We start from the raw sequence: 24,261 nt of genomic DNA on the forward strand, positions 1-24,261 counted from the left end.
ACTCCGCAGGGTGTGGTCGGCGGTATCGGGCACGGTCGTCAACGACGGTCGTCGGTGGCGAATCCGAGAGCGTGCGCGGCCCGTTCGGGTGTGGGATCCGACCACAGTTCGCCGTACGTCTCGTTGGTGGTCAGCGATCGCGTGTGGGCGGTATCGACGTACAGGGTGCCGTGGAGGTGATCGGTCTCGTGGGCCACGATCCTCGCCGGCCAGCCGCTGACCACCTCGTCGATCGCGCGCCCGGTCTCGTCGGTGCATTCGAGCCGGACTTCCGCCGCTCGCGTGACGACCGCATGGTAGCCGGGAACACTGAGACATCCCTCGTAGAAGTCCGCCGTCCGCGGCCCGACCGGGGTGTACCGCGGATTGATCAGTACCCGGAACGGAAGCGGCGTGCGCTCTCGGACACGAGCGACGTCCGCTCCCACCTCGTACAGATCCTCGATCACCGCGATCTGCAACGGAATGCCGATCTGCGGGGCAGCCAGACCGACACCGGGAGCGTCGTGCATGGTTGCGCGCATCACCTCGATCAACTCCCCGAAAGTCTCGGAGTCGAGCTGCCCGGCGTACGGCACGGCCCTCGACCGCAGAACCGGGTGGCCCGCGGCGACGATGGGCACGACGCCGCCGTGAGCTTCGGCGAGAAGCTCACGAACGGCGTCGACCGAGGCGTCGCCGTCGATCATGACGACTTGGTGATCGCTGCTCGCACTCCCTCGCCGAGATCGCTGCCGTCGTCCCCCACGTGTCCGTCGACCAGCGAGAGCGCGAGCACCTCGCCTGCGATCAGATCACGATGAGTGTCGAGCCATGCCTGCCGATGTTCGGGGACGTCGATGACGATGTCGATTCGATCCGAGACGTCGAATCCGTGATTGCGACGGGCGTCCTGGAGTTCACGGATGCGGTCCTTGGCCCAGCCCTCCGCCTCGAGCTCCTCGGTGACGGCGGAATCGAGCACGACAAGTCCGGCGTTTCCTGGCAACGGTGCCGTCGATTCGGGCTCGGCGGCAACGAGTTTGCGCGTGTACTCCTCCGGTAGCAACGCGATGCCTGCCGCGCTGACGACTCCGTCGGCGTCCTCCGACCAATCACCTGCCTTGACGGCCTTGATTACCGTCTGGACGTCCTTGCCGATACGCGGGCCCGCGGCACGGGCATTGACGACGAGCTCGAACTTTCCGTGTACGGCGACGTCCTCGGTGAGATCGACCTTCTTGACGTTGACCTCGTCGGAGATGATGTCGACGAACGGACGCAGCCGCTCCGCATCGGCGGCTGCGACCGTCACCTCGGGCAGCGGCAACCGCACGCGCAGATTCTGGGCCTTGCGCAGACCCAGCACCGTGGAGCACACGGTGCGGACCTCGTCCATGCTCTCGACGAGTTCGGGATCCGACGGCAGTTCGCCTGCCTCGGGCCAGTCGGTCAGGTGCACCGAGCGGCCACCGGTCAGTCCACGCCACACCACCTCGCTGATCAGCGGCAACAGCGGGGCGGCGATGCGAGTGAGCACCTCGAGCACGGTGTGCAGGGTGTCGATGGCGTCGGCGTCCTCGCTCCAGAACCGCGAACGCGACCGGCGCACATACCAATTGGTCAGTGCATCGCAGAACGTGCGCAGCTCGTCGCAGGCACCGGCGATGTCGTTGCCCTCGAGCGCATCGGTGATCGCGTCGCGGGTGGCCGACAGCTTGGCCAACACGTAGCGATCGAGCACGTTCGGCGAATCGGTTCGCCACTGCCCGGGCTTCGACGCGTAGAGCTGCAAGAAGCTCCACGCATTCCAGATCGGCAGCAATGCCTGGCGAACGCCTTCGCGGATACCCTGCTCGGTGACGATGAGGTTGCCGCCACGCAGGATCGGTGAGGACATCAGGAACCACCGCATGGCGTCGGAGCCGTCGCGGTCGAAGACCTCCTTGACGTCGGGGTAGTTACCCTTGGACTTGCTCATCTTCAGTCCGTCGTCACCGAGCACGATGCCGTGTGCGGCAACGGTCTTGAACGCCGGGCGATCGAACAGCGCGGTCGCCAGTACGTGCAGGGTGTAGAACCAGCCTCGCGTCTGGCCGTTGTACTCGACGATGAAATCGCCCGGGTTGTGTGTGGAGAACCACTCCTCGTTCTCGAACGGGAAATGGACCTGCGCGTACGGCATCGAGCCCGACTCGAACCAGCAGTCCAACACCTCGGGGACGCGACGCATCGTCGACTTGCCGGTCGGATCGTCCGGGTTGGGCCGGGTCAACTCGTCGATGTACGGGCGGTGCAGATCGGTCGGTCGCACGCCGAAATCACGCTCGAGCTCGTCCAGGCTGCCGTACACGTCCAGACGCGGGTAGGCCGGGTCGTCGGAGGTCCACGCCGGGATCGGGCTGCCCCAGTAGCGGTTTCGGCTGATGTTCCAGTCGCGTGCACCTTCGAGCCACTTGCCGAACTGGCCGTCCTTGATGTGCTCGGGAACCCAGGTGATCTCCTGGTTCAGCTCGACCATCCGATCACGGAACTTGGTGACCGCGACGAACCACGACGGCACCGCCATGTAGATCAGGGGCTGACCACTGCGCCAGCTGTGCGGGTACGAGTGCTCGATGGTCTCGTGCCGCAGCAACCGACCCGAGGCCTTGAGATCCTTGATGATCACCGGGTTGGCGTCGAACACCATCAGACCCTCGTACGGCGGCACCAGCGAGGTGAACTTTCCGCCCGCGTCGAGCGGTTGCACCACCTCGATACCGTTCGCGGTGGCGACGTCCATGTCCTCCTCACCGAAAGCCGGTGCGAGGTGGACGATTCCGGTGCCCGAATCGGTGGTGACGTAGTCGGCCTCGAGCACACGGTGCGAGTTCTCGTGGCCGAGAAAGAAATCGTAGGGAGGTGTGTAGGACAGCCCGACCAACTCGGCACCGGTGTGCTCCGAGAGCACCTCCGGCTCCTCCCCCAGTTCCTTCGCGTAGTGCGAAAGACGTGCAGCGGCAAGCACGTAACGCTCACCGTCCGCGCCTCGCACCTGCAGGTACTGCACCTCCGGGTGCACCGCGATCGCCAAGTTCGACGGAAGGGTCCAGGGCGTGGTGGTCCAGATCAGCGCGTTCGCACCGTCCAGGGGCGAGCCGGGAGCCGTCAACGGCATCGTGACGGTGACCGCGGGATCCTGACGCATCTTGTAGGCGTCGTCCAGGCGGGTCTCCTGATTGGACAGCGGTGTCTGCTCGTACCAGCTGTACGGCAGCACCCGGTATCCCTGGTAGATCAGGCCCTTGTCGTGCAGCGTCTTGAACGCCCACATGACCGACTCCATGAAGTCGACGTCGAGGGTCTTGTAGTCGTTGTCGAAGTCGACCCATCGCGCCTGCCGGGTGACGTAGTCCCGCCACTCGTCGGTGTACTGGAGTACCGACTGCTTGCAGTAGGCGTTGAACTTCGCCAGGCCCATCTCGTCGATCTCGGACTTGTCCTTGATGCCGAGCTGCTTCTCCGCTTCGAGCTCTGCGGGCAGACCGTGGCAATCCCACCCGAAGCGACGCTCGACCTTCTTGCCCCGCATCGTCTGGAATCGCGGGACGAGGTCCTTGACGTAGCCGGTGAGCAGGTGACCGTAGTGCGGCAGGCCGTTCGCGAAGGGAGGGCCGTCGTAGAAGACGAACTCGTCCGCACCTGCTCGATTGTCGATGCTGGCACGAAAGGTGCCGTCCTCGGCCCACTCGTGCAGAACGATGCGCTCGAGATCCGGGAACGGGACGCTGCCCGAGCGGCCCTCGGCGAGGTCCACCAATGGGTAGGACCCCGAGTTCGGACGTTCGGTTGCATCTGTCATGTCAAGTCTCCTCCGTGCCGGCCACGTCTCAGACGCGACGCAAAGTTGGCACGGGGACGACATCCAGGCGATTCGTACGCCCGATACCGCGGTACCACCCCGCTTGCACGCTCTCGACGACCATATCGTCGGAGTGCGCCACTCCAGACGAGCTGTGACGGGCTCACCCGTTCGGTTCTACTGAACACCGTTCCCAAGCACCTGGGTGCTTCGTACCGACGTCGTTCTTCCGAAAGCTCCCCGGTGATGGCCGGATCGACGCCGTTGAATCTGACACCTGTGAATCTGACACCTGCGAATCGTGATGCTACCTGTCGAGCTCGGGCGGTGGCCGTCGGCCCGTGAGCGCGCCGACCAGAAGTAGAACAGCACCCACGATGCAGACGGCGATGCACGCCCAGGCCCAGACGACGGATCCCGTCATCAGGGCGATAACCAGAAAGCCGAAACCGATCGCAGCCGCGCCGAGAGTCAGGACCAACACACCCATTCCTCGCTCACCACTCGACGCGACAACCTGATCCGACGCTGTCCACGATCGACAGCGTCGGAGGTCGGTGGTGCGTCAGTTGCCCTTGGCGTACGACTGGCTGTACCCCGAGGACTGATTGTCCTGGTTGAAATTGTCCTGCCCGTTGTCCACCGGCAGCGCCGAGGAACGGTTCTCGAGTTCTTCGAGCTGCGATTCGAGGTAGGACTTGAGCCGCACGCGGTACTCGCGCTCGAACGTCTTGAGCTGCTCGATTCGACCTTCCAGCACCGAACGCTGCTGGTTGATCGTCGCCATGATCTCGGTGTGCTTGCGCTCGGCGTCGGCCTGCAGTGCGTCGGCCTTCTCCTTGGCCTGACGCAGCTGGGTCTCGGACCGGGTCTGCGCGTCGGACAACAGCGACTCGGACTTCTGGCGAGCCTCGGCCATCATCGACTCGGAACGGGTCCGTGCATCCGACACGAGACGCTCGGCGTTGGTGCGCGCATTGCCGAGCAGCTGCTCGGACTCCGACTTGGCGTCACCGGTGAGACGATCGGCCATCTCCTGAGCGAGGCCGAGAATCTTGGCGGCCTGCATGTTGGAGTCGCCGCTCTGCTGCGGAGCTGCTGCAACGGGCGCGACCGGCGCGGGCTGCTGCACCACGGGCGGTGGCTTGGGGGGATCCACCGGGCGCTGCGGCTCGGCCTTCGGTGCCGCGGCCTGAGCCGGTTGCGGGCTCTGCCGCGCAGCGCTCTTGGCGTCCGCAAGCTCCTGATCGAGCTCACCGACCCGCTGGCGTAGGTCGGCGTTCTCTTCGATCAGTCGCGACAACTCTTGCTCGACGAGGTCGAGAAAAGCGTCGACCTCGTCTTCGTTGTAACCGCGCTTACCGATGGGCGGCTTGCTGAACGCGACATTGTGCACATCAGCTGGAGTCAGCGGCATGGAAGGATCCCTTCACGCGTCTTGGGGCGGTAGAGCAAGCATTCAGTTATATGCCATTCCGCGCGAGTGCAGAACAATCAAACTGTAACTGGCGTCCATTCTGTCACACAGGACACGCAGCATGCGCTGGGTCCCGCGTTCTAACATTTCATCTGCGGCCTCAGGCCGCGAGACCACTGGTCACATTCCACGCGATGAAGACCACGAACAGCAGGACCATGATGGACAGGTCCAGTCGCACTCCACCGAGGTTGAGCGGCGGAATTATCTTCCGGAGGAACTTCACCGGCGGGTCGGTGACGGTGAAGATCGCCTCGAGCACGATGACGACCAACCCGGTCGGTTGCCAATCTCTCGCGAAAGTCCTGATGAACTCGACGATGATTCGACCGATGAGAAGGAGCCAAAAAAGAAACAATACGATGTTGATCACCGTGAACACGATCACGGCTATACTCTGCCTGACTTCGCCGGGCTGAGCAAAGCGCGCTGGTCACAGCCCTGAACTACCGCTCCGAACAGCAAATGTCTCACTGCTGGCTGTAGAAGCCGGTCTCGGCGATCCGCCTGCGCTCCTGCGGTGAGACGTCGACGTCGGCCGGCGAGAGCAGGAAGACCTTCGTCGCTACCTTGTCGAACGAACCGCGCAGCGCGAAGGCGAGCCCGGCAGCGAAATCGACCAGGCGCTTGGCGTCCGCGTTGCTCATCTCGACCAGGTCCATGATGACCGGAGTGCCGTCGCGGAAGCGCTCACCGATGGTGCGAGCCTCGCTGTAATCACGCGGTCGGAGCGTGGTGATCTTCGAGAGGGGGCCGCCGTCGTCGACGATCGGGCTGCGTCGGGTCTCCGCCCGCACATCCATCCGAGTGTCCATGGCGAGCGCTCCTCTGGTTGCCGCACCTCGCGTGGTCGGTGCCGCGCCACGGCCTCGTCCACCGATCGGTGCCAGCGTGGCCGCCGGACGGGGTGCCTCGTAATCGTCGTAGTCGTCCTCGACCTGCGCATGCCGCGATCCACCGAAGGACGGCTTGACGAACTCACGCTCGTCGATGTCGTCGTGGCTGTCGCGACCACCACGGGAGCTGCGTCGCGTGTCCGGATCGTCGAGGTAGTCGTCCTCGTAGTCGGCGAGCGGAACCATGCCGAAGTACGCCTTGAACTTGTGCAGGGTGCTCATCGTTCTGCCTTCCGTGGCGGTGTGTCTACTGTCCATCTCCAGGTTCGCAAGTGTCTGTTGTGACTGATGTGATCCATGGACTGTTATTGCGAGGCTATCGGCCGCGCGCCGAGTATTGCGGTACCGACACGCACGCACGTCGATCCGTGGCGCACAGCAGCTTCCAGGTCTCCGGTCATGCCCGCGGACAGCTCGAGCGCTCCGGGATGATCGGCCGACAGTCGACGATGCAGACTCTCGAGGTCGGCGAATGCGGCGTCCGGATCGGCGTCGAGCGGCGGCACCGCCATCAACCCCGCCAACCGCAACCCGGACGCGTCGGCCACCGCATCGGCGAGCGCGTGCAGTTCGTCGCGTTCGACGCCTCCGCGATGCACGTCCCCGTCGAGACTGACCTGGACGATCACGTCGAGTCCGGTCCGGCGCACACCCTCGTCCAGTGCCGCCGTTGTCGCCTTCGACAGCGCAGTCACCAACCGCGCACTGTCCACGGAATGGATGGAGTGCGCCCACGCGGCGACCGACTTGGCCTTGTTTCGCTGCAGGTGTCCGATCATGTGCCACCGCGGTGGATCGCCACTGAAGTCGTCGGCCGTCTCGGCGACCTTGGGAGACGCGTCCTGCTCCCGCGACTCTCCGAAATCGCGGCATCCGAGGTCGTACAGGATCCGCACATCCGACGCAGGGAAGAACTTCGTCACCGGGAGCAGAGCCACATCGGCAGGCGACCGGCCCGCGTCGACACACGCGCGATGCAACCGCTCGCGTACCGACGTCAACGCCGTCTCGATCTCCTGCGCCCTGCCAGTACCCGACGCGCTGCCGCTGAGTTCGCTCATGACAACCTTCCCTGCCCGTTCACCGATCGGCCGATTCGGGCCGATCACCTGGGGATGTGCTGTCCATCCAGACGACGCTGGCAATGCGGCCGGTGGATCCTTCGCGCCGGTGACTGAACAACGTCCGGTCCTCGATGGTGCAGCGCGGATCCTGGGCCACCGCGGACACGCCCGCGGCGAGCAGTTGAGCCCGGATACCGGCGGGAATGTCGAGCCCGGGCGTGTGGCGGACGGTTGTCGTCGCGCTGCCGGGCAGGTGCTTGTCGACGTCCGCTCGCATGGACGCGGGCACCTCGTACTGGCGACCGCTCGCGGCCGGACCCAGAAACGCGCCGATCCGCGCCGGAACCGCACCGAGCTCGACCATGGCGGCCAACACGCGGGGAACGATGCCGATGCGGGCTCCGACCCGTCCGGCATGCACGGCGGCGATCACTCCGGCCTCCTCGTCGGAGAGCAGCACCGGCACGCAGTCGGCAGTCAACACCACCAAGCCGAGATCGCGGTGCGTCGTCACCAACGCATCGGTCATCGGTAGCGGCTCGGTCACCGGACCGTCGACCACCGTGACGGTACGTCCGTGGACCTGCTCCATGAAGACGAGCCGTCCGAGCCCCATGCCCAATCGATCGCCGAGGCGTCGACGGTTGGCCTCCACCGCAGCGGGGTCGTCACCGACGTGGTCACCGAGGTTGAACGTGTCGAACGGCGGTGCCGAGACGCCACCCGCTCGCGTCGTCGAGACGCGTCGGACCCGAAACGGACCTGGGGATGAGGTGTCACTCACCGCCGCATGAAGGACGGCACATCGACGTCGTCTTCGCCCTCGTCCTCGGCGATGGGCACGCGACGGCCGGAACCGACGGACTCGCGGCCCTGGCCGGCCGAGTCACGGCCGTAACCGGCTGCGGATTCGCGGCTCGACGATTCACGATTGGACGAACTCGACGAGTTCAGTGGCGGCAGACTGCTACCGCTCGGAGCGCCGACCGGGTCGCGGAACACCGCACCGTCCGAACTGTCGCTCGACCGCGACGACACCTCGCCCGAGCGAGCCGATCCGATCGGACCGCGTGTGGAGGCGGCCGCTTCCACCGGACGCCGCGTCGGGGTTCCGCCGTCGAAGCCTGCGGCGATGACGGTCACGCGGACCTCGTCACCGAGCGAGTCGTCGATCACGGTGCCGAAGATGATGTTGGCGTCGATGTGCGCGGCTTCCTGCACCAGCGAGGCAGCCTCGTTGATCTCGAACAGACCCAGGTCGGATCCACCGGCGATCGAGAGCAGCACTCCGCGAGCGCCTTCCATCGAGGCTTCGAGCAGCGGCGAGTTGATCGCCGATTCGGCCGCCTTGATGGCTCGACCCTCGCCGCGTGAGGATCCGATGCCCATCAATGCACTGCCCGCGCCGGACATCACGCCCTTGACGTCCGCGAAGTCGACGTTGATCAGACCGGGAGTGGTGATCAGGTCGGTGATGCCCTGGACGCCGTTGAGCAGTACCTCGTCGGCGCTACGGAACGCGTCCATGAGGCTGACTGCGGCGTCGCCGAGCTGGAGCAGTCGATCGTTGGGGATGACGATGAGCGTGTCGCAGGACTCACGGAGCTGCTGGATGCCCGTGTCGGCCTGGCCACCGCGCCGCTTGCCCTCGAAGGAGAACGGCCGGGTGACGACACCGACGGTCAGCGCACCGAGCTTGCGAGCGATGTTGGCGACGACGGGAGCGCCACCGGTACCGGTTCCACCGCCCTCGCCTGCGGTGACGAACACCATGTCGGCACCCTTGAGCACCTCTTCGATCTCGTCCTTGTGGTCGTCCGCTGCGCGGCGGCCCACCTCGGGATCGGCACCAGCGCCGAGTCCGCGGGTCAGTTCGCGACCGACGTCGAGCTTGACGTCTGCGTCACTCATCAGCAAGGCCTGAGCGTCGGTGTTGACCGCGATGAACTCGACTCCCTTGAGTCCCTGTTCGATCATGCGGTTGACCGCGTTCACGCCGCCGCCGCCGATGCCGACGACCTTGATTACGGCGAGGTAGTTGTGCGGGGGCGTCATGGGCTCTCGCCTTCCGTGGATTGTTGCGTGAAATGTGGAAAACCCTCAACCTAAACCACAGGCTTAGAGTTATGTCAAGTACTGAACTGGTCGAAACGCTATTCATCGCCGACGACTATCGCCATTAGGCGCGCCGACGCCGCGCGAGAAAATCCCGTCGACGCGTCGAAACTATTTGGTGGTGGGCAGATCCGGACTCGACACGTCGAAGATCTGGCCGGGCTGGGACAGCAGGGCGATGGCCACCGCGGCCTTGCGTTCGGAGTCGTCCTTGCTGCCCCACACCACGGTGCGCCCGTCGAGCAGCAGGATGGAGATGTCGGACAACGTGCTCGCCCGCAGCTCTCCTGTCTGATCGCGCAGCAGCGGTGGCAACGTATCGAGAACCGCCAGTGCATCTTTCGTCACCGGATCACCGAACACCGGGTTGTCGGTCACCAGACGCACCACCCCGGGCGGTGGCGGCGCGATCGCGAAATCGACCCCGGTCGAATCGAGGAGATGGGTGCCGTCCGGAGAATCGAAGAACGCCACCGGAACCCGCTCCTCCACCGTCACCTGCACAGTGGACGGATACTTCCGTTGCACACGGACCGTGGCCAGCGCCGGAATCGTGGCCACCCGTTGCGCCGCAGCCGCCGTGTCCACCCGAACCAGCGGAAGGCCGACGGGTACGTCGAGCCGGTCGAGGATCTCCTGTTCGGAGACCGACGATGCTCCCGCGACCGCAATGGTGCGTACGGACAACAGCGGTGTGAAGTACACCAGCGCAGCCGATCCCACCACGACGACCACCAGTACCAGGGCGATGGCCAAGGCCTTGCGCCGCGACCGCTTCACCCGTTCGCGCTCCTGCTCGCGCGCCAGCGCGCGTGCCTGCTTGTCGGTGACCGCGGCCGACGAATCACCCTCTCCTGCAGCTGTTCCCGACCTCGAAGAACGGACTCGATCGGAGCGACGACTCACGTCGACGGCCGATCCTTCGGTACCCCGCGGCCGGTCGCAGCACCGAAATCGGTCTTCGAGCGAAGCGCATCGAGAATCGGTCCGCCGAGCATGGTCACGTCACCCGCGCCCATCGTGATGACGACATCGCCGGGCAGACTCAGATGGGCGACCTGCTTGGCCACCAACGACAGATCCGGCTGATAGTTCACCGGCTTGGTCACCGAAGCGGCAACCAGTGCCCCCGTCACCCCCGGCAACGGTTCCTCACGTGCGCCGTAGACGTCGAGCACGACGATCTCGTCGGCCAAGGACAGCGCGGCACCGAATTCCTCGGCGAACGTCGCGGTCCGCGAGTACAGATGCGGCTGGAACACCACCACCACCCGTCCCTGCTCGTGACCCGAACGGTCCTGGCCTGCAACGAGAGCCTGCGCGGCCGTCAACACCGCGCGCACCTCGGTGGGGTGGTGCGCGTAATCGTCGAACACGCGCACGCCGTGCTCACGTCCGGTGAACTGGAAGCGCCGATGCACGCCGCCGAAACCGGTGAGTCCGGCCAGCAGTTCCTCGACTCCGGCACCGACCTGACGCGCCGCGACGAACGCCGCCAGCGCGTTGAGTGCGGTGTGCCGGCCGGGGACGCCGAGCCGTACGGTGCGGGCCGCGTCCTCGCCTGCGATCTGCAACTGCGCGACGCCGCCGATGTCCTCGGGCTCCCATGCCAGCAGTCGAACGGCCATCTCGACGGGACCGGCGTCGACATCCGAGGACCCGTAACCCAACACCTTCACGCCCGGAAGGTCGCGCTCGACCACACGTCGAGCGAGCGCCGCCGAACCCGGGTCGTCCATGCAGGCCACGAGTACACCGCCGGGACCGAGGAGCGCAGCGAAGTCGTCGAACACCTGAACGTAGGCCTCGGTGGTGCCGAAGTGGTCCAGATGATCGGCCTCGATGTTGGTCACGATGATGACGTCGGCGCTGTACTGCAGCAGCGAGCCGTCGCTCTCGTCCGCCTCGGCTACGAACACGTCGCCGCTGCCGTGGTGGGCGTTGGTGCCGGCCTCGTTCAGCTCTCCCCCGACGGCGAACGACGGATCGAACCCGCAGTGCTGGAGCGCGACCACCAGCATCGAGGTCGTCGACGTCTTTCCGTGCGTTCCCGAGACCAACAACGTGCGGTATCCCTGCATGAGCGAGGACAGCACGGCCGGCCGCAACACCACCGGGATTCCGCGTTCACGCGCTTCGACGAGTTCGGGATTGGTCTTGGGAATCGCGGCGTGGGTCGTCACCACCACGGTGGGTCCGCCCTCGATCATGTCCAGGGCACCGGCGTCGTGACCGATGCGGACCTGGGCACCGCGTGCGCGCAGTGCGAGTACGCCGCGCGATTCCTTGGCATCCGAACCCGACACCTGTCCCCCGCGCGCCAGCAGGATCCGCGCGATGCCGGACATTCCGGCACCGCCGATGCCCACCATGTGTACTCGTTCGAGCTCTGTCGGCAGATTCGACATCGCACCCTCAGTTGTCACGCGGACGTCTCCCTCGTTCTCTTCTCATGCTCGCCGCCGCCGGGCTCAGCGCCGCGCCGCGTGCGCGGTATCGAGCACGATCTGCGCGACGGCAGCCGCTGCGCCCTTGTGCCCGGCACCGGCGGCGGCACGAGACATGGTGGCAATTCGTTCGGTGTCGGCCAGCAGCGAGACCACCGTCTCGCTCACGTACTGCTCGGTCAGTGTCGCATCGGATACCAGGATGCCACCTCCGGCGTCGACCACAGGACGGGCGTTGAGTTCCTGCTCGCCGTTGCCGTGCGGTAGGGGTACGTAGACGGCAGGCAGACCGGTCGCGGACACCTCGGCGACCGTCATGGCACCGGACCGGCAGATCGCCAGGTCCGCAGCCGCATACGCCAGATCCATCCGGTCGATGTACGGCACCGCGACGTACGGCGCGTCCGGATCACGTTGCTCGACGTCGAGCGAGTTCTTCGGACCGTGAGCATGCAGAACCGAAATGCCGGCTGCGGCCAGGGCCGCAGAGGCTCCGGACACCGCGTCGTTGAGCGATCGGGCCCCCTGCGAGCCGCCGAACACCAACAGCACCGGACCGCTGTCGGGCAGGCCGAAGTGGGCGCGAGCCTCCGCGCGGACGGCAGCCCGATCGAGGCCGGTGATGGTGGGACGCACGGGAATTCCGATCACATCGGCGTCGGCAGCACCGCGCGCGGCGATCCCCGAGCCCGCGACCGCGGCGAGCACCCGCTCGGCCGACCGGGCACCGACCTTGTTGGCGATGCCCGCTCGCGCGTTCGCCTCGTGGATGACCACAGGTATTCGGCCGCCACGGCCGAACAATCGACCACGGGCCGCGAGATAGGCCGGCAACGCGACATAGCCGCCGAATCCGACGAGCACGTCCGCCTCGACGGCCGCGAAGATCTCGCGGGTGCGTCGCACCGAGCGCACGACGCGAAGCGGCAACTTGAGCAGGTCGACGGTGGGTTTGCGGGGCAGCGGAACGGGCGGGATGAGTTCGAGTGCGTACCCGCGAGCCGGAACGAGAGTCGTCTCCAGACCACGGCTGCTACCGAGAGCGGTGACGGTGACGGTGGGGTCGAGGACGCGCAAGGCGTCGGCCACAGCGAGCGCGGGCTCGATGTGCCCGGCCGTTCCGCCCCCGGCGACCACGACGGAAATCGGTCGAGATGTCTGGTTCACCGTCGATATCCTCGCTCACCCGAGCGGACAGGCGGGCGGCCGGGTTGTGGTTCCGGCCGCGGACGGTATGCCGAACGCGATCCCGCGGCGGGTTCTCGCCGGACGGGCTCGCTCCGACGGGGGTTGCCGCGGGGTGACTCGCCCCGATGTGCGGTCGATCTGGGCGACATCGTGTCGGTCCGTGAACTGGAGACCCGCGTGCGAGCACGTCCGGGCTCGGCTGCTCTCGCTGCGCGCCCGTCCTTGCCCTGGCCCTTACGGGCCTCGATGCGTTTGCGATCCTGCGCCGCCAGCGTGGGGCGGGTGGACTTCGACCGCGCCATCGCGGCTCGCTTGGGCGAGAACACGGCGGGCAGCGGAAGCTTCAGAGCTCGCGCGATACGGCCCTCCTGCCCAGCGTGCAGGGCTGCGATCGCCTCCGGTTCGTGTCGGGCGGCGCTCGCGATGATGCCGAACATCAGCAGCGTGATCGCGGTCGAGGTACCACCGTAGGACACCAGCGGCAGCTGCAGGCCTGTCACAGGAAGCAGCCCGACGACGTAGCCGATGTTGATCATGGCCTGACCGAACACCCAGCACGTGGCACCTGCGGTCAGCAGACGCAGGAACGGATCCACCGAACGCATGGCGATGCGCAGGCCGGTGTAGACGAAGAGGCCGAACAAACCGATGACCGCCAGGCAGCCGATCATCCCGAGTTCCTCGCCGATGATGGCGAAGATGAAGTCGTTGTGCGCGTTGGGGAGGTAACTCCACTTCGCGCGGCTCTGTCCGAGCCCGCGACCGAACAGTCCGCCGTCGGCCAGCGAGTATTTCGCCTGGGTGGACTGATACGACAGGCCCTGGGTGTCCTCACCCGGATTCAGCCATGCCTTGACGCGATTGGAGCGGTAACCGGCGGTGAACGCGAGCACGGTTGCCAGCGCCAGACCGGTCGTCAGCACCGCACCGAACAGCCGAGCGTTGAGGCCTGCGAACCACAGCAGAGCCACCAGGATGATGCCGAGGGCGATGGCGGTACTGAGGTTCGGCTGCAGCACGACGAGCAGACACATCAGCAGTCCCGCGGGCAGCAACGGCACCAACAGTGACTTGATGTTGCCGTGTTCGCTGCGGCGCGAGGCCAACAGGTGGGCACCCCACAGAACAAGTGCCACCTTGGCGAGCTCGGACGGCTGGAAGGACACGACGCCGAAGTCGAACCAGCGGCGTGCACCCTGGCGTTCGGCACCGATACCGGGAATGAGCACCAGCATCAGCATGGTGATCGAGACCAGGAACAGTGGAAACGACAGCTTTCTGAGGTACCGAACCGGCAGCCGGAGAGCGACGTAGAACGCGACGACTCCCAGCGCGACACCGATCAGCTGCTGGGTGAAGAGGGCGTACCCGGACTCGTCTGCTGCGAAGGATTCGGCGGACGACGCCGACAGGACCATGACCAGGCCCAGCACCGTGAGCAGCACTGCGATCGTGACGATGAGGTGGAAGGACGCGAGCGGCCTGCCGAACCACAGGCCGATTCGGGTACGTGGAGCGGCGGCGCGTCGAGCCGGACGAGGCGGTTGGCCTGCGGCGGTCACGATCGCGGCGATCCGATGTCGGTGGCTTCGAGGAGCTGGACCGACTCGGCGAAGCTACGGCCGCGGTGGCCGTAGTCGGCGAACATGTCCAGTGACGCGGCAGCCGGGGCCAGCAGGACCGTGTCCCCCGGAGCAGCGAGTTCGGCCGCGTGGGCCACGACCGCCCGCATTACCGCATCAGCATCTTCAGCACCATGAGTCACACCAGCATCGTCTCCCGAAGGGAGCCTGACGACCGGAACATCGGGCGCGTGTCGCGCCAAAGCCTCTGCGATCTGCATCCCATCGCGTCCGAGAACGACCGCAGCCACGAGCCGATCGGCGATCTCGATCACCAGATCGTCGATCACCGCTCCCTTCAACAGCCCACCCGCGATCCACACGACGCGATCGTGCGCCGAGATGGAGGAGCGAGCGGCATGCGGGTTCGTCGCCTTCGAATCGTCGATGAACGTCACCCCACCCAGCTCGCGCACCACCGCTGCACGATGCGGTCCCACTCGATAGGTCTGCAGCCCCAGCCGAACAGCGCCTGCCTCAACCCCGATCGACCGTGCGAGCGCGCCTGCCGCGAGCGCATCGAGGACACCGGACGGACCGCTCGGCTCCACGTCGTCCGCCGCGAGAAGATCGACGTTCTCACCGAACGCGTTGTCGACGAGCACCCCGTCACGCACACCCAGCTCACCCGAGGCCGGCTCACCCAACCGGAAACCGACGACGGTCGACGCGGCAGACCCGGCCGACAGCCCCGCCGCCCGCGAGTCGTCCAGACCGACCACCGCGACGTCGCCGTTCAACGCACGAGCCTTGGCCTGAACATAACCGTCCATACCGCCGTGCCAATCCAGATGATCCTCGGCGATGTTGAGCACCACCCCCGCAGCCGGACGCACCGAGGGAGCCCAGAACAGCTGGAACGACGACAACTCCACCGCGAGCACACTCGGATGCGGGGAACCGCGCAACGCGTCGGCGATGGGGAGTCCGATGTTGCCGCAGGCAACCGACTCGATGCCTGCGGCGTCGAGTATCGAGGCCAGCATCGAGGTGGTGGTCGTCTTTCCGTTGGTGCCGGTCACCACCAGCCACCGAGTTCGGGGTCCGTACAGCTCGACCCGGTCCACGTGCCAGGACAACTCGACATCGCCCCATACCGGAATGCCCATCTTCGCGGCCGCTGCCAACACCGGAGAGTCGGGTCGAAACCCCGGGCTGGTGACGACGAGCGAGAACGCCGCGAGTGCCGCGGGATCGGCGAGCAGGTCGTCCTGCAGCACCACCGCAGCACCGGAGTTCGACGCCTCGTCCAGCGCGGCGCGATTCGAGTCGGTGACCGTGACGACGGCACCGAGATCGAGCAGTGGTCGCACGACGGCGAGTCCCGAGATGCGGGCTCCGGTCACCAGCACCGAACTGCCGCGCAACCAGGTCAGATCGGTCCGAGAGTCGGGCACAGATTCGTCCATGCCCTATCCGCCGACAGCAGCGAGATACTCGCTGTAGAACAGAGCGAGTCCGACGGCCGACGCGATGGCGGCCAACAACCAGAATCGGATGATCACCGTCGTCTCGGCCCATCCGGCCAACTCGAAGTGATGGTGGAACGGTGCCATGCGGAACACTCGTCGGCGACTGGATCGGAACACCGCGACCTGGATGACGACCGATGCGGCCTCGGCGACGAACAGTGCACCGATGACCACCATGATCAGCTCGGTCTTGGTCACCACCGACAGGCCCGCGATCAGACCGCCGAGGGCAAGGGATCCGGTGTCGCCCATGAAGATCTTGGCCGGCGCGGCGTTCCACCACAGGAAGCCGATGCAGGCACCGGCGGCCGAGGCGCAGACCAGGGCCAGGTCGAGGGGATCTCGAACGTCGTAACAGCCGGGGGCAGGCCCGGCGGGTCCTGCGCACGCCTGGCGGTACTGCCAGAACGTGATGACGGTGTAGGCGCCGAGTACCAACGTCATCGATCCGGCGGCGAGGCCGTCGAGTCCGTCGGTGAGGTTGACCGAGTTGGACCACGCGATCACGAGCAGGCAGACGAAGAACACGAAGACCACCGCGGACATCGACCAGGTGGCGATGTCGCGCACGTACGACAGTTGAGTGCTGCCGGGAGTGAGCCCGCTCTCGCTCCGGAACTGCAACACCAGAATCGCGAACAGCACGGCCGCCGTTATCTGACCGACGTACTTGCCGGTGGCGTTCAGGCCCAGGTTGCGCTGTTTGCGGATCTTGATGAAGTCGTCGAGAAAGCCGACCAGACCGAGCACTGTGGTCAGGCCGAGAACGAGCAGGGCCGACGCCGACGGACCGTCCGCGTCGTACCCGATGCCGATCAGGTGCGAGCCCCAGTAGCCGGCCCAGATGCCGACCAGAATTGCGACGCCGCCCATTGTCGGTGTGCCCCGCTTGGACTGGTGACTCGCCGGGCCCTCCACTCGAATCTCCTGGCCGAAGCCCTGTTTCGAGAAGGTCTTGATCAGCACCGGGGTCAGCAGGATCGCGACCGCGAGTGCGATACCTCCGGCGAACAGGATCTGCCTCACTGCTCACCCTCCGCAGTGGTGCTCGGCGCGTCGGCCAGCAGGGCGTCCGCGACTGTCCACATCGCCCCGGACTGCGAGGCCTTCACCAGCACGATGTCGCCGGGACGCACCTCCTCGTGCAGTACGTCGATCGCCGTTTCACGGTCGGGCACCAACATCGATTCCTCGCCCCACGAACCCTCCATGACCGCACCCTGGTGCAATGCGCGAGTAGGACGGCCGGAATCGACGATGATCAGGCGATCGACGTCGAGGCGGACGGCGAGGCGGCCGATCGCGTCGTGCTCGACCACCGAGTCCGAACCCAGCTCGCCCATCTCCCCCAGCACCGCCCAGCTGCGGCGTTTGGGTCCGTCGTCGCGACGCGACATCGACACCAGTGCTTTGAGTGCGGCGCGCATCGAATCGGGGTTGGCGTTGTACGAATCGTTGACGACGGTGACGCCGTCGGCGCGGGTGCGGACGTCCATTCGCCTGATCGACGTCGGTGCGGCAGCCCCGAGCGCCTCGGCGACCTGCGTCAGCGTCGCGCCGCACTCGAGTGCGACAGCGGCGGCTGCGAGAGCGTTGCCGACCTGATGCTCGCCGTGTACCGCCAGGGTGATCGGTACCGAACCCGCTGCGCAGTCGAGCGTGAACGACGCTCTGGCGTCGGTATCGACCTGCACGTCGAGTGCTCTGATGTCCGCCTCCACGTTGCGCCCCACTGTGACGACGGATGCCGTTGTGCGAGTTGCCATTTCGGCGACGAGCCGATCGTCGATGTTCAGGATCGCCACTCCCCCGTCGGCAGCACTCGGCAGAGCCTCGACCAGTTCGCCCTTCGCCAGTGCGATGGCCGCGCGCGACCCGAACTCGCCCAGGTGCGCGGTTCCGACGTTGAGGACCACCCCGATCCGGGGCGGTGCGAGCGTGGCCAGTTCGGCGATGTGGCCGATTCCTCGGGCGGACAACTCCAGACAGAGAAAGTCGGTCTCGGCATCGGCTCGCAGCGCCGTCCAGGGATGTCCCAGTTCGTTGTTGAACGATCCGGGCGGTGCCACCACCGAACCGAGGGGTTCGAGTACTGCAGAGATCAGATCCTTGGTCGAGGTCTTCCCCGAGGATCCCGTCACGCCGACGACGGTCAGACCGTGCTCGGCCGTCAACTCGCGCACCGATGCGCGGGCCAGAGCGCCGAGAGCGGTCAACACTGCCGCACCGGAGCCGTCCGGGTCGTTCTCGAGTGCCATCGCGCGACTGTCGTGCGGAACGGGACGCACGACCACGGCCGGTACGCCCACCGGACGCGCAGCCAGCACCAGTGCCGCACCCGCGGCAACCGCGTCGGCGGCATGGTCGTGGCCGTCCACCTTCGCTCCGGGAAGGGCGAGGAAGATACTGCCGGCAGTGACCTTGCGGGAGTCGAACTCCACCGGTCCCGACACCACGACCGTCGGATCCGGCACGTCGTGCACCGTGCCTCCGACGATCTCGGCGATTCGGTCGATCGAGAGCGGGATCACCGTACGCCCGCGCTCGTGCCGACCCGGCGCGCATCGATGGCCGAGGCGAGTATCACTCGGTCGTCGAACGGATACTTCACGCCCGCTACCTCTTGGCCGGTTTCGTGCCCTTTACCTGCGATCAACACAACATCCCCTTCGCGTGCCCACGCCACGGCCTGTTCGATCGCCGCTGCGCGGCCTGCCACGTTCCGTACTTCGCCGCGGGCCTCGTCCGGCACCGACAGCGCGCCGTCCTCGACGGCCGCCCTGATGGTGGCCGGATCCTCGCTGCGCGGGTTGTCGTCGGTCACCACCAACAGCTCGGCACCGCGCGCTCCGGCGGCACCCATCAGGGGACGCTTCGCGGTATCGCGGTCGCCGCCTGCTCCGAGAACAACCGCGATCCGTCCACGCGAGGATTCGCGCAACGTTGCCAGCACGGCCTCGACGGCCGCAGGTTTGTGTGCGTAGTCGACCACTGCCAGGAAGTTCTGCCCGCGATCGATCCGCTGCACGCGACCCGGCACGTCGACCGTCGCGACCCCGGTCACGGCGCTGCGTACATCGGCCCCGGCCACTGCGCAGGTCGCCAACGCCAGGACGGTGTTCGCGACGTTGTAGCGCCCCGGCAACCGGACCGAGACCGGCAGCGACGCACCCTGCGGATCGGCGACGGTGAACGACTGCGTTCCGTCGTCGTGCTTGGCCCAGTCCGAGACCGTCCACTGCGAATCGGCACCGGTCGACGCGGTCACCACGGTCGACCCGGCCGACCGAGCGATGTCTGCCATCCGCACGCCCCACGCGTCGTCGACACAGACGACGGCGGTCTCGGCACGAACCGCCGAGTCGGCCGCGAACAAGCGACTCTTGGCCGCGAAGTAGTCCTCGAGAGAATCGTGAAAATCGAGGTGATCCTGCGAAAGATTGGTGAACGCACCGATCGCGAAGCTAGTGCCGTCGACCCGGCCCAGGGACAACGCGTGCGAGGACACCTCCATCACCACCGTGTCGACGCCCTCCTCGACCATCACCGCGAACAGGGCATGCAGCTGCGGAGCCTCGGGCGTGGTGAGCGCGCTCGGCACGTGCCGGCCCAGCACACGTGTCTCGATGGTGCCGATCAGACCGCACCGACGACCGGCTGCGGTCAGGCCTGCTTCGAGCAGATAGGACGTCGTCGTCTTCCCCGACGTACCGGTGATACCGATGACGGTCATCTTCGACGACGGGTTGCCGTACACCAGAGCGGAGACCGTCCCCAACACCTGGCGCGGACGGTCGTGCACGAGCACCGGAACCTGTCGATCGGTACCTGCCAGAGCGCCCCGCACGATCTCGAGTCCGGCCGGGTCGGTGAACACCGCCACCGCACCACGCTCGACCGCGTCTGCGACGAACTCGGCACCGTGTCGCGACGATCCGGGCAGTGCCGCGAAGAGATCGCCGGGAACAACGGACTGTGCGCGCAGATCGATACCGGTCACGCTCACACCGGCGGGGTCGCCCTCGTCGATCGTTGCACCGACCGCAGACGCCACCTCCCGGACTTCGGTGTGCGGTGGATGCGCCGGACGTGAACCCGGAGCCGGTTGTGAATCCGATGACACAGTCACTCCTGCTCCCTTCCTCTCTACTGCCGGCCGCGCGCCTGCCACGGCTCGATCACGCCGCGGCGGCAGCCGAACGAACACGCCCGAGCCGATGTGTCAGATTACCGGCGTCCGGGATCATGATGTCGCCGCCCCGACTCGCGGACCGGCGGGTTGGGATCTCAGTCCGCCTGCAGAACCAGCTTGGGTCCGGGGTCGGCGGATATCGGCACGCTGTCCCGCTGCAGCATCCAGCTGGCGATGTTGTGGAACAGCGGTGCTGCCGACTGGCCACCGGAACCGTCGGCGCTGCGGGTCGGGGCGTCGAGCATGATTCCGATCACGTAGCGGGGATCGTCCGCGGGCGCGATGCCGGCGAATGTGATCCAGTAGTTCGAGTTCGAGTAGCACTTGCACTCGGGATCGACCTGCTGAGCCGTACCCGTCTTGCCACTGATCTGGTATCCCTCGACGCCCGCGGCAACTCCGGTACCGCGCTGGTTTCCGGTGTCGTCCTGGGTGACGGATCGGAACATGTTGCGGACGGTCTTCGCCGTATCGGGGCTGACCACGTACACACCGTCGGGCTGCTGGGTCTCTGTCCGCTGACCGTTCGCGTCCACCGTCGCCTCGACGATCCTCGGCGGGATGCGTACTCCGTCGTTGGCGATGGCCTGGTACATCCCCGTCATCTGCAGCAGCGTCATCGACAGTCCCTGGCCGATGGGGAGGTTGGCGAACGTGCCGCCCGACCACTGGTCACGGCTCGGAACGTTGCCCGCGCTCTCGCCCGGTAGCCCGACGTCGCTGCGCTGGCCCAGGCCGAACCTGGTCAACATGTCCGCGTAGCGGTCCTCGCCGACGCGTTGGGCAAGCATCAGCGTGCCGACGTTGGAGGACTTACCGAACACGCCGGTCGTCGTGTACGGCGCGACACCGTGGTCCCACGCATCCTTGACCGACACACCGGACATGAAAATGCTGCCCGGCACCTGCAGCACCTCGTCGGGCGTGGTGAGTCCGTACTCGATGGCCGCGGCCGCGGTGATGATCTTGTTCACCGAACCGGGCTCGAACGGCGTGGTGACGGGCAGGTTGCCCATTTCCTTGGTGCGCTCGTTGTTGCCGACTCCGATGCCGGGATTGAAGGTGTTGTCGTTGGACATGGCGAGCACCTCGCCGGTGTGCGAATCCTGCACGTACGCCGAGGCGTTCTTCGCTCCCGACAGGTCCTTGGCCAACTGCACCTGCTGCTGCACGTAGTACTGCAGATCTGCGTCGATGGTCAGTTCGACGGTCGAACCGTTGACGGCAGGCTGCTTGTCCCGCCAGCTTCCGGGGATGACGGCACCGTCGGATCCGCGGTCGTAGGTCTGCGAACCGTCGGTTCCGGCCAGGGTCGCGTCGAGCGCATCCTCTAGACCCAGCAGACCGTGTCCGTCCCAACCGGTGGCACCGACGATGTTCCCGGCCAGCGATCCGCCCGGGTACTCACGGATGTCCTGACGCTCTAGTCCGACCTGCTTGAAATCCTTGCTGATCTTCGACGCCACGGTGGCGTCCACTCCGCGTGCGAGGTAGGTGAATTCGTCGTTGCTCTTCAGCTTCGCGAGCAGATCCTTCTCGCTGATCACATCACCGAGGTCGCCATGGATACGGGCGGCTATGTCCTCGAGGTACTGCTCGGTCTCCGGCTCGGTCGGGTCCTTCGCCCGGGCCTCGTCGAGTTCCTTGCGAACCCGAACCGGTTGGAACGTCAACGCTTTGGCTTCCATCGTGAAGGCGATCGGATTGCCGTTGCGGTCCAGGATGGATCCCCGTAGCGCCGGATCGACGAGAGTGGTGGTGCGTTGCGACGCCGACTCGGCCGACAACCTCGGCGCATCGAATCCCTGAATCCACAGCAACTGTGCCGCCGCAACGGCCAGCGCCAGATACATCAGAACGCGGCCGGTGCCGTGACGAAACCGAAAGGTGGACGAGTCGAGACGCTTTCGGCTCGGTGGTCGACGGCGTGGAGCAGGCGAGGGCCTGGTCACTGCCCGTCACCCGATGCTTCGCCGGTGGGCTCGGGGGCTTCGACCGCAGGTGTTTCGAGCGAGGGGATGCTCATGGGAACCAATTGTTCAGCAAGCGCGGTGTTTCCAGCTCCATTGCTCGCATTCGGCGTGGCGGCGCGGGTGTCGATCGTGCCCGACGTTCGATTCGGCTGCGACGCGCTTCTCGGCGTCTGCAGCTGCGGCGACTGCGTGCTCGGATTCGCGACGGTGCCCTCGCCTGCGGCCGCCGGCGACACCGGATCCAGCGGTGCCACCGGTGCTCCGTCCGCCGGAGCCGGGGTACCGACGACCTGGACCCCGCCGTCCGGCGCGACGATCAGACGCGCGGAGTTCTTCGCCGGGACCATTCCGAGCTCGGCAGCCTTGCGCGCCAATTCCGGAGCCGACTCCGCCAACTCCACATCACGCTGCAGCGACGCCCGCTGCTGAGCCAGTTCGGCGTTGACGGCCTTGGCGGCGCTGAGATCGTAGGAGTCGCCGGCGGACCGAGTGGTCAGGAGCAACGTCAGACCGAGACCGATGGCGAGCAGGCCGATGATCAAGGCTACGAACGGAATTCGCGCGGCAATGGCGCTTCCGTTCAGCGAGGGCCGCGCACCGGCTCCGGAACCATGCGCAGAGTCCGAGGTGTGGATCGACGCGCGCTGCTGTCTGCGCTCGTATGCGCGCAGCGCAGCACCGGATCGTCCACCGCCCTTGCCCGTACGTTCAGGTCGCGAGAGTGGGGCCTGCGGAACGCCCCTGCGCCGCGGGGCCGGAACCCGATTGCGTTGTGTTCCAACGGTTGTGTCTGGAACCGTCATTCCGCTCTCCTTGCAATCCGTTCGGCGGCGCGCAATCTCACCGGAGCCGAACGTGGGTTGACGTCGATTTCTGCATCCGATGCACGCTCGGCACCTCTGGTCAGGAGCCGAAACTCCGGACCCATTCCGGGAAGCTCGACCGGCAGCCCTTCCGGACTGCGGGACTTGATCCGAGGTGCCAACTCCTGCTTGACAACTCGGTCTTCGAGCGACTGATACGACATGAAGACCACCCGGCCTCCGACAGCCAACGCGTCGAGCCCGGCAGGTACCGCCGCCTTCAACGACTCCAGTTCACCGTTGACCTCGATACGCAGGGCCTGGAAGGTGCGCTTGGCAGGGTGCCCTCCGGTGCGCCGCGTTGCGGCCGGAATTGCGGCATAGAGCAATTCGACCAACGGCCCGCTCGTGGTGAAGGGCGTGTGCTCTCGGTGACGCAGAACGGCGGAGGCGATCTTTCCGGCGAACCGCTCCTCGCCGTAGGTGCTCAGGACCCGTGCGATCTCGCCGTGCGAGTACGTGTTGAGGACGTCTGCGGCGGTGATACCCACGGTCGGATTCATTCGCATGTCCAATGGGGCGTCGACCGAGTAGGCGAATCCGCGATCGGATTCGTCCAACTGCATGGACGACACACCGAGATCGAACAGGATGGCGTGAACGGAGCCGACCGCAGGCAGGCCGGCCTCGTCGAGCGCTTCGGCGATGCCGTCGTAGGTCGTGTGCACCAACGTGATTCGATCGGCGAACGGAGCCAACCGGGCTCCGGCCAACTCGAGCGCATCGGGATCCCGGTCGAGCCCGATCAGGTGCAGGTGCGGATAGGTCCGCAAGAAGTGCTCGGAGTGACCGCCGAGTCCGAGAGTCGCGTCGATCATGACTCGGGTATCGCCGGTGGATTCGAGCGCGGGTCCGAGCAATTCGTCGGCTCGCTCGAGACGAACCGGAACGTGGACCGGGCCCGAGGATCGACGATGGGTTCGGTCGGCGGACGAGTCGCTCTCGTCCGGCCCGGTGCCCTCCGTCATGGTTCCTCCCGGTCGCGCGTACGTACTTCTCGCCCGGGTCCGGGCCGTGCAGGTCGCCCACCGAGGCCGATACGAATGCTTCGAGGTCCCTGTCCGATAGGGAACCTGGCGTTGGGGAAGAACGTCAGGGTCCTGATCTGCGAAACCTGGCGTTGGGGAAG

Annotated in this window: 20 protein-coding genes; all 20 read right to left on the reverse strand. The window is 66.3% G+C overall.

Features of this window, described 5'->3' with window-relative positions:
• Positions 1–38: 38 nt before the first annotated feature.
• Positions 39–689: a peptide deformylase gene (locus CH274_RS12485; RefSeq protein WP_094657628.1), complete on the reverse strand. Its 651-nt coding sequence runs from the start codon at positions 687–689 to the stop codon at positions 39–41.
• The gene (ileS, locus tag CH274_RS12490) at positions 686–3,823 is read right to left on the reverse strand and encodes an isoleucine--tRNA ligase (protein ID WP_094647713.1); all 3,138 of its coding nucleotides are present in this window, start codon (positions 3,821–3,823) and stop codon (positions 686–688) included. The genes CH274_RS12485 and ileS overlap by 4 nt, the downstream gene beginning before the upstream one ends.
• 307 nt (positions 3,824–4,130) lie before the next feature.
• The gene (locus tag CH274_RS29180) at positions 4,131–4,313 is read right to left on the reverse strand and encodes a hypothetical protein (RefSeq protein WP_094657629.1); all 183 of its coding nucleotides are present in this window, start codon (positions 4,311–4,313) and stop codon (positions 4,131–4,133) included.
• 75 nt (positions 4,314–4,388) lie between these two features.
• On the reverse strand, positions 4,389–5,240 hold the full coding sequence (wag31, locus tag CH274_RS12500) for a DivIVA-like cell division protein Wag31 (protein ID WP_032394378.1): 852 nt from the start codon (positions 5,238–5,240) through the stop codon (positions 4,389–4,391).
• Between the two features lie 160 nt (positions 5,241–5,400).
• Positions 5,401–5,688 (reverse strand): YggT family protein, encoded by a 288-nt coding sequence (locus CH274_RS12505; RefSeq protein WP_032394379.1) that lies wholly within the window; start codon positions 5,686–5,688, stop codon positions 5,401–5,403.
• 82 nt (positions 5,689–5,770) lie between these two features.
• On the reverse strand, positions 5,771–6,418 hold the full coding sequence (locus CH274_RS12510; protein WP_094657630.1) for a cell division protein SepF: 648 nt from the start codon (positions 6,416–6,418) through the stop codon (positions 5,771–5,773).
• Positions 6,419–6,501: 83 nt separating this feature from the next.
• A complete protein-coding gene (locus tag CH274_RS12515) occupies positions 6,502–7,257 on the reverse strand; it encodes a YggS family pyridoxal phosphate-dependent enzyme (RefSeq protein ID WP_094658011.1) in 756 nt (251 codons plus the stop codon).
• A gap of 19 nt (positions 7,258–7,276) precedes the next feature.
• A complete protein-coding gene (gene pgeF, locus CH274_RS12520; RefSeq protein ID WP_094647711.1) occupies positions 7,277–8,044 on the reverse strand; it encodes a peptidoglycan editing factor PgeF in 768 nt (255 codons plus the stop codon).
• Positions 8,041–9,315, reverse strand: a complete 1,275-nt coding sequence (ftsZ, locus tag CH274_RS12525) for a cell division protein FtsZ (protein ID WP_045194914.1) — start codon at positions 9,313–9,315, stop codon at positions 8,041–8,043. The genes pgeF and ftsZ overlap by 4 nt, the downstream gene beginning before the upstream one ends.
• Positions 9,316–9,486: 171 nt before the next feature.
• Positions 9,487–10,281, reverse strand: coding sequence for a cell division protein FtsQ/DivIB (locus CH274_RS12530; RefSeq protein ID WP_179275722.1), 795 nt, complete (start codon positions 10,279–10,281; stop codon positions 9,487–9,489).
• Positions 10,278–11,783 carry a UDP-N-acetylmuramate--L-alanine ligase gene (murC, locus tag CH274_RS12535; RefSeq protein ID WP_045194912.1) on the reverse strand — a complete coding sequence of 502 codons (1,506 nt, stop codon included), beginning with the start codon at positions 11,781–11,783 and terminating at the stop codon, positions 10,278–10,280. Before murC ends, CH274_RS12530 begins: the two co-directional genes overlap by 4 nt.
• Positions 11,784–11,846: 63 nt before the next feature.
• Complete coding sequence (gene murG / locus CH274_RS12540; protein ID WP_217901423.1) at positions 11,847–12,989, reverse strand: undecaprenyldiphospho-muramoylpentapeptide beta-N-acetylglucosaminyltransferase; 1,143 nt, start codon at positions 12,987–12,989, stop codon at positions 11,847–11,849.
• Positions 12,986–14,572 (reverse strand): putative lipid II flippase FtsW, encoded by a 1,587-nt coding sequence (ftsW, locus tag CH274_RS12545; RefSeq protein WP_094657631.1) that lies wholly within the window; start codon positions 14,570–14,572, stop codon positions 12,986–12,988. The genes murG and ftsW overlap by 4 nt, the downstream gene beginning before the upstream one ends.
• Positions 14,569–16,041, reverse strand: coding sequence for a UDP-N-acetylmuramoyl-L-alanine--D-glutamate ligase (gene murD / locus CH274_RS12550; protein ID WP_094657632.1), 1,473 nt, complete (start codon positions 16,039–16,041; stop codon positions 14,569–14,571). The genes ftsW and murD overlap by 4 nt, the downstream gene beginning before the upstream one ends.
• 3 nt (positions 16,042–16,044) lie before the next feature.
• The gene (gene mraY / locus CH274_RS12555; RefSeq protein ID WP_032394385.1) at positions 16,045–17,130 is read right to left on the reverse strand and encodes a phospho-N-acetylmuramoyl-pentapeptide-transferase; all 1,086 of its coding nucleotides are present in this window, start codon (positions 17,128–17,130) and stop codon (positions 16,045–16,047) included.
• Positions 17,127–18,635 carry a UDP-N-acetylmuramoyl-tripeptide--D-alanyl-D-alanine ligase gene (locus CH274_RS12560; protein ID WP_094657633.1) on the reverse strand — a complete coding sequence of 503 codons (1,509 nt, stop codon included), beginning with the start codon at positions 18,633–18,635 and terminating at the stop codon, positions 17,127–17,129. Before CH274_RS12560 ends, mraY begins: the two co-directional genes overlap by 4 nt.
• Entirely contained in the window at positions 18,632–20,233 is a 1,602-nt protein-coding gene (locus CH274_RS12565; RefSeq protein WP_094657634.1) for a UDP-N-acetylmuramoyl-L-alanyl-D-glutamate--2,6-diaminopimelate ligase, read from the reverse strand. The genes CH274_RS12560 and CH274_RS12565 overlap by 4 nt, the downstream gene beginning before the upstream one ends.
• 158 nt (positions 20,234–20,391) lie before the next feature.
• Positions 20,392–22,248 (reverse strand): peptidoglycan D,D-transpeptidase FtsI family protein, encoded by a 1,857-nt coding sequence (locus CH274_RS12570; RefSeq protein WP_094657635.1) that lies wholly within the window; start codon positions 22,246–22,248, stop codon positions 20,392–20,394.
• A complete protein-coding gene (locus tag CH274_RS12575) occupies positions 22,245–23,072 on the reverse strand; it encodes a hypothetical protein (RefSeq protein ID WP_256993567.1) in 828 nt (275 codons plus the stop codon). Before CH274_RS12575 ends, CH274_RS12570 begins: the two co-directional genes overlap by 4 nt.
• Positions 23,069–24,100, reverse strand: a complete 1,032-nt coding sequence (gene rsmH / locus CH274_RS12580) for a 16S rRNA (cytosine(1402)-N(4))-methyltransferase RsmH (RefSeq protein WP_094647698.1) — start codon at positions 24,098–24,100, stop codon at positions 23,069–23,071. The genes CH274_RS12575 and rsmH overlap by 4 nt, the downstream gene beginning before the upstream one ends.
• Positions 24,101–24,261 lie beyond the last annotated feature (161 nt).

This window comes from Rhodococcus sp. 06-418-5 (genome assembly GCF_002258285.1).
Lineage (GTDB): Bacteria > Actinomycetota > Actinomycetes > Mycobacteriales > Mycobacteriaceae > Rhodococcoides.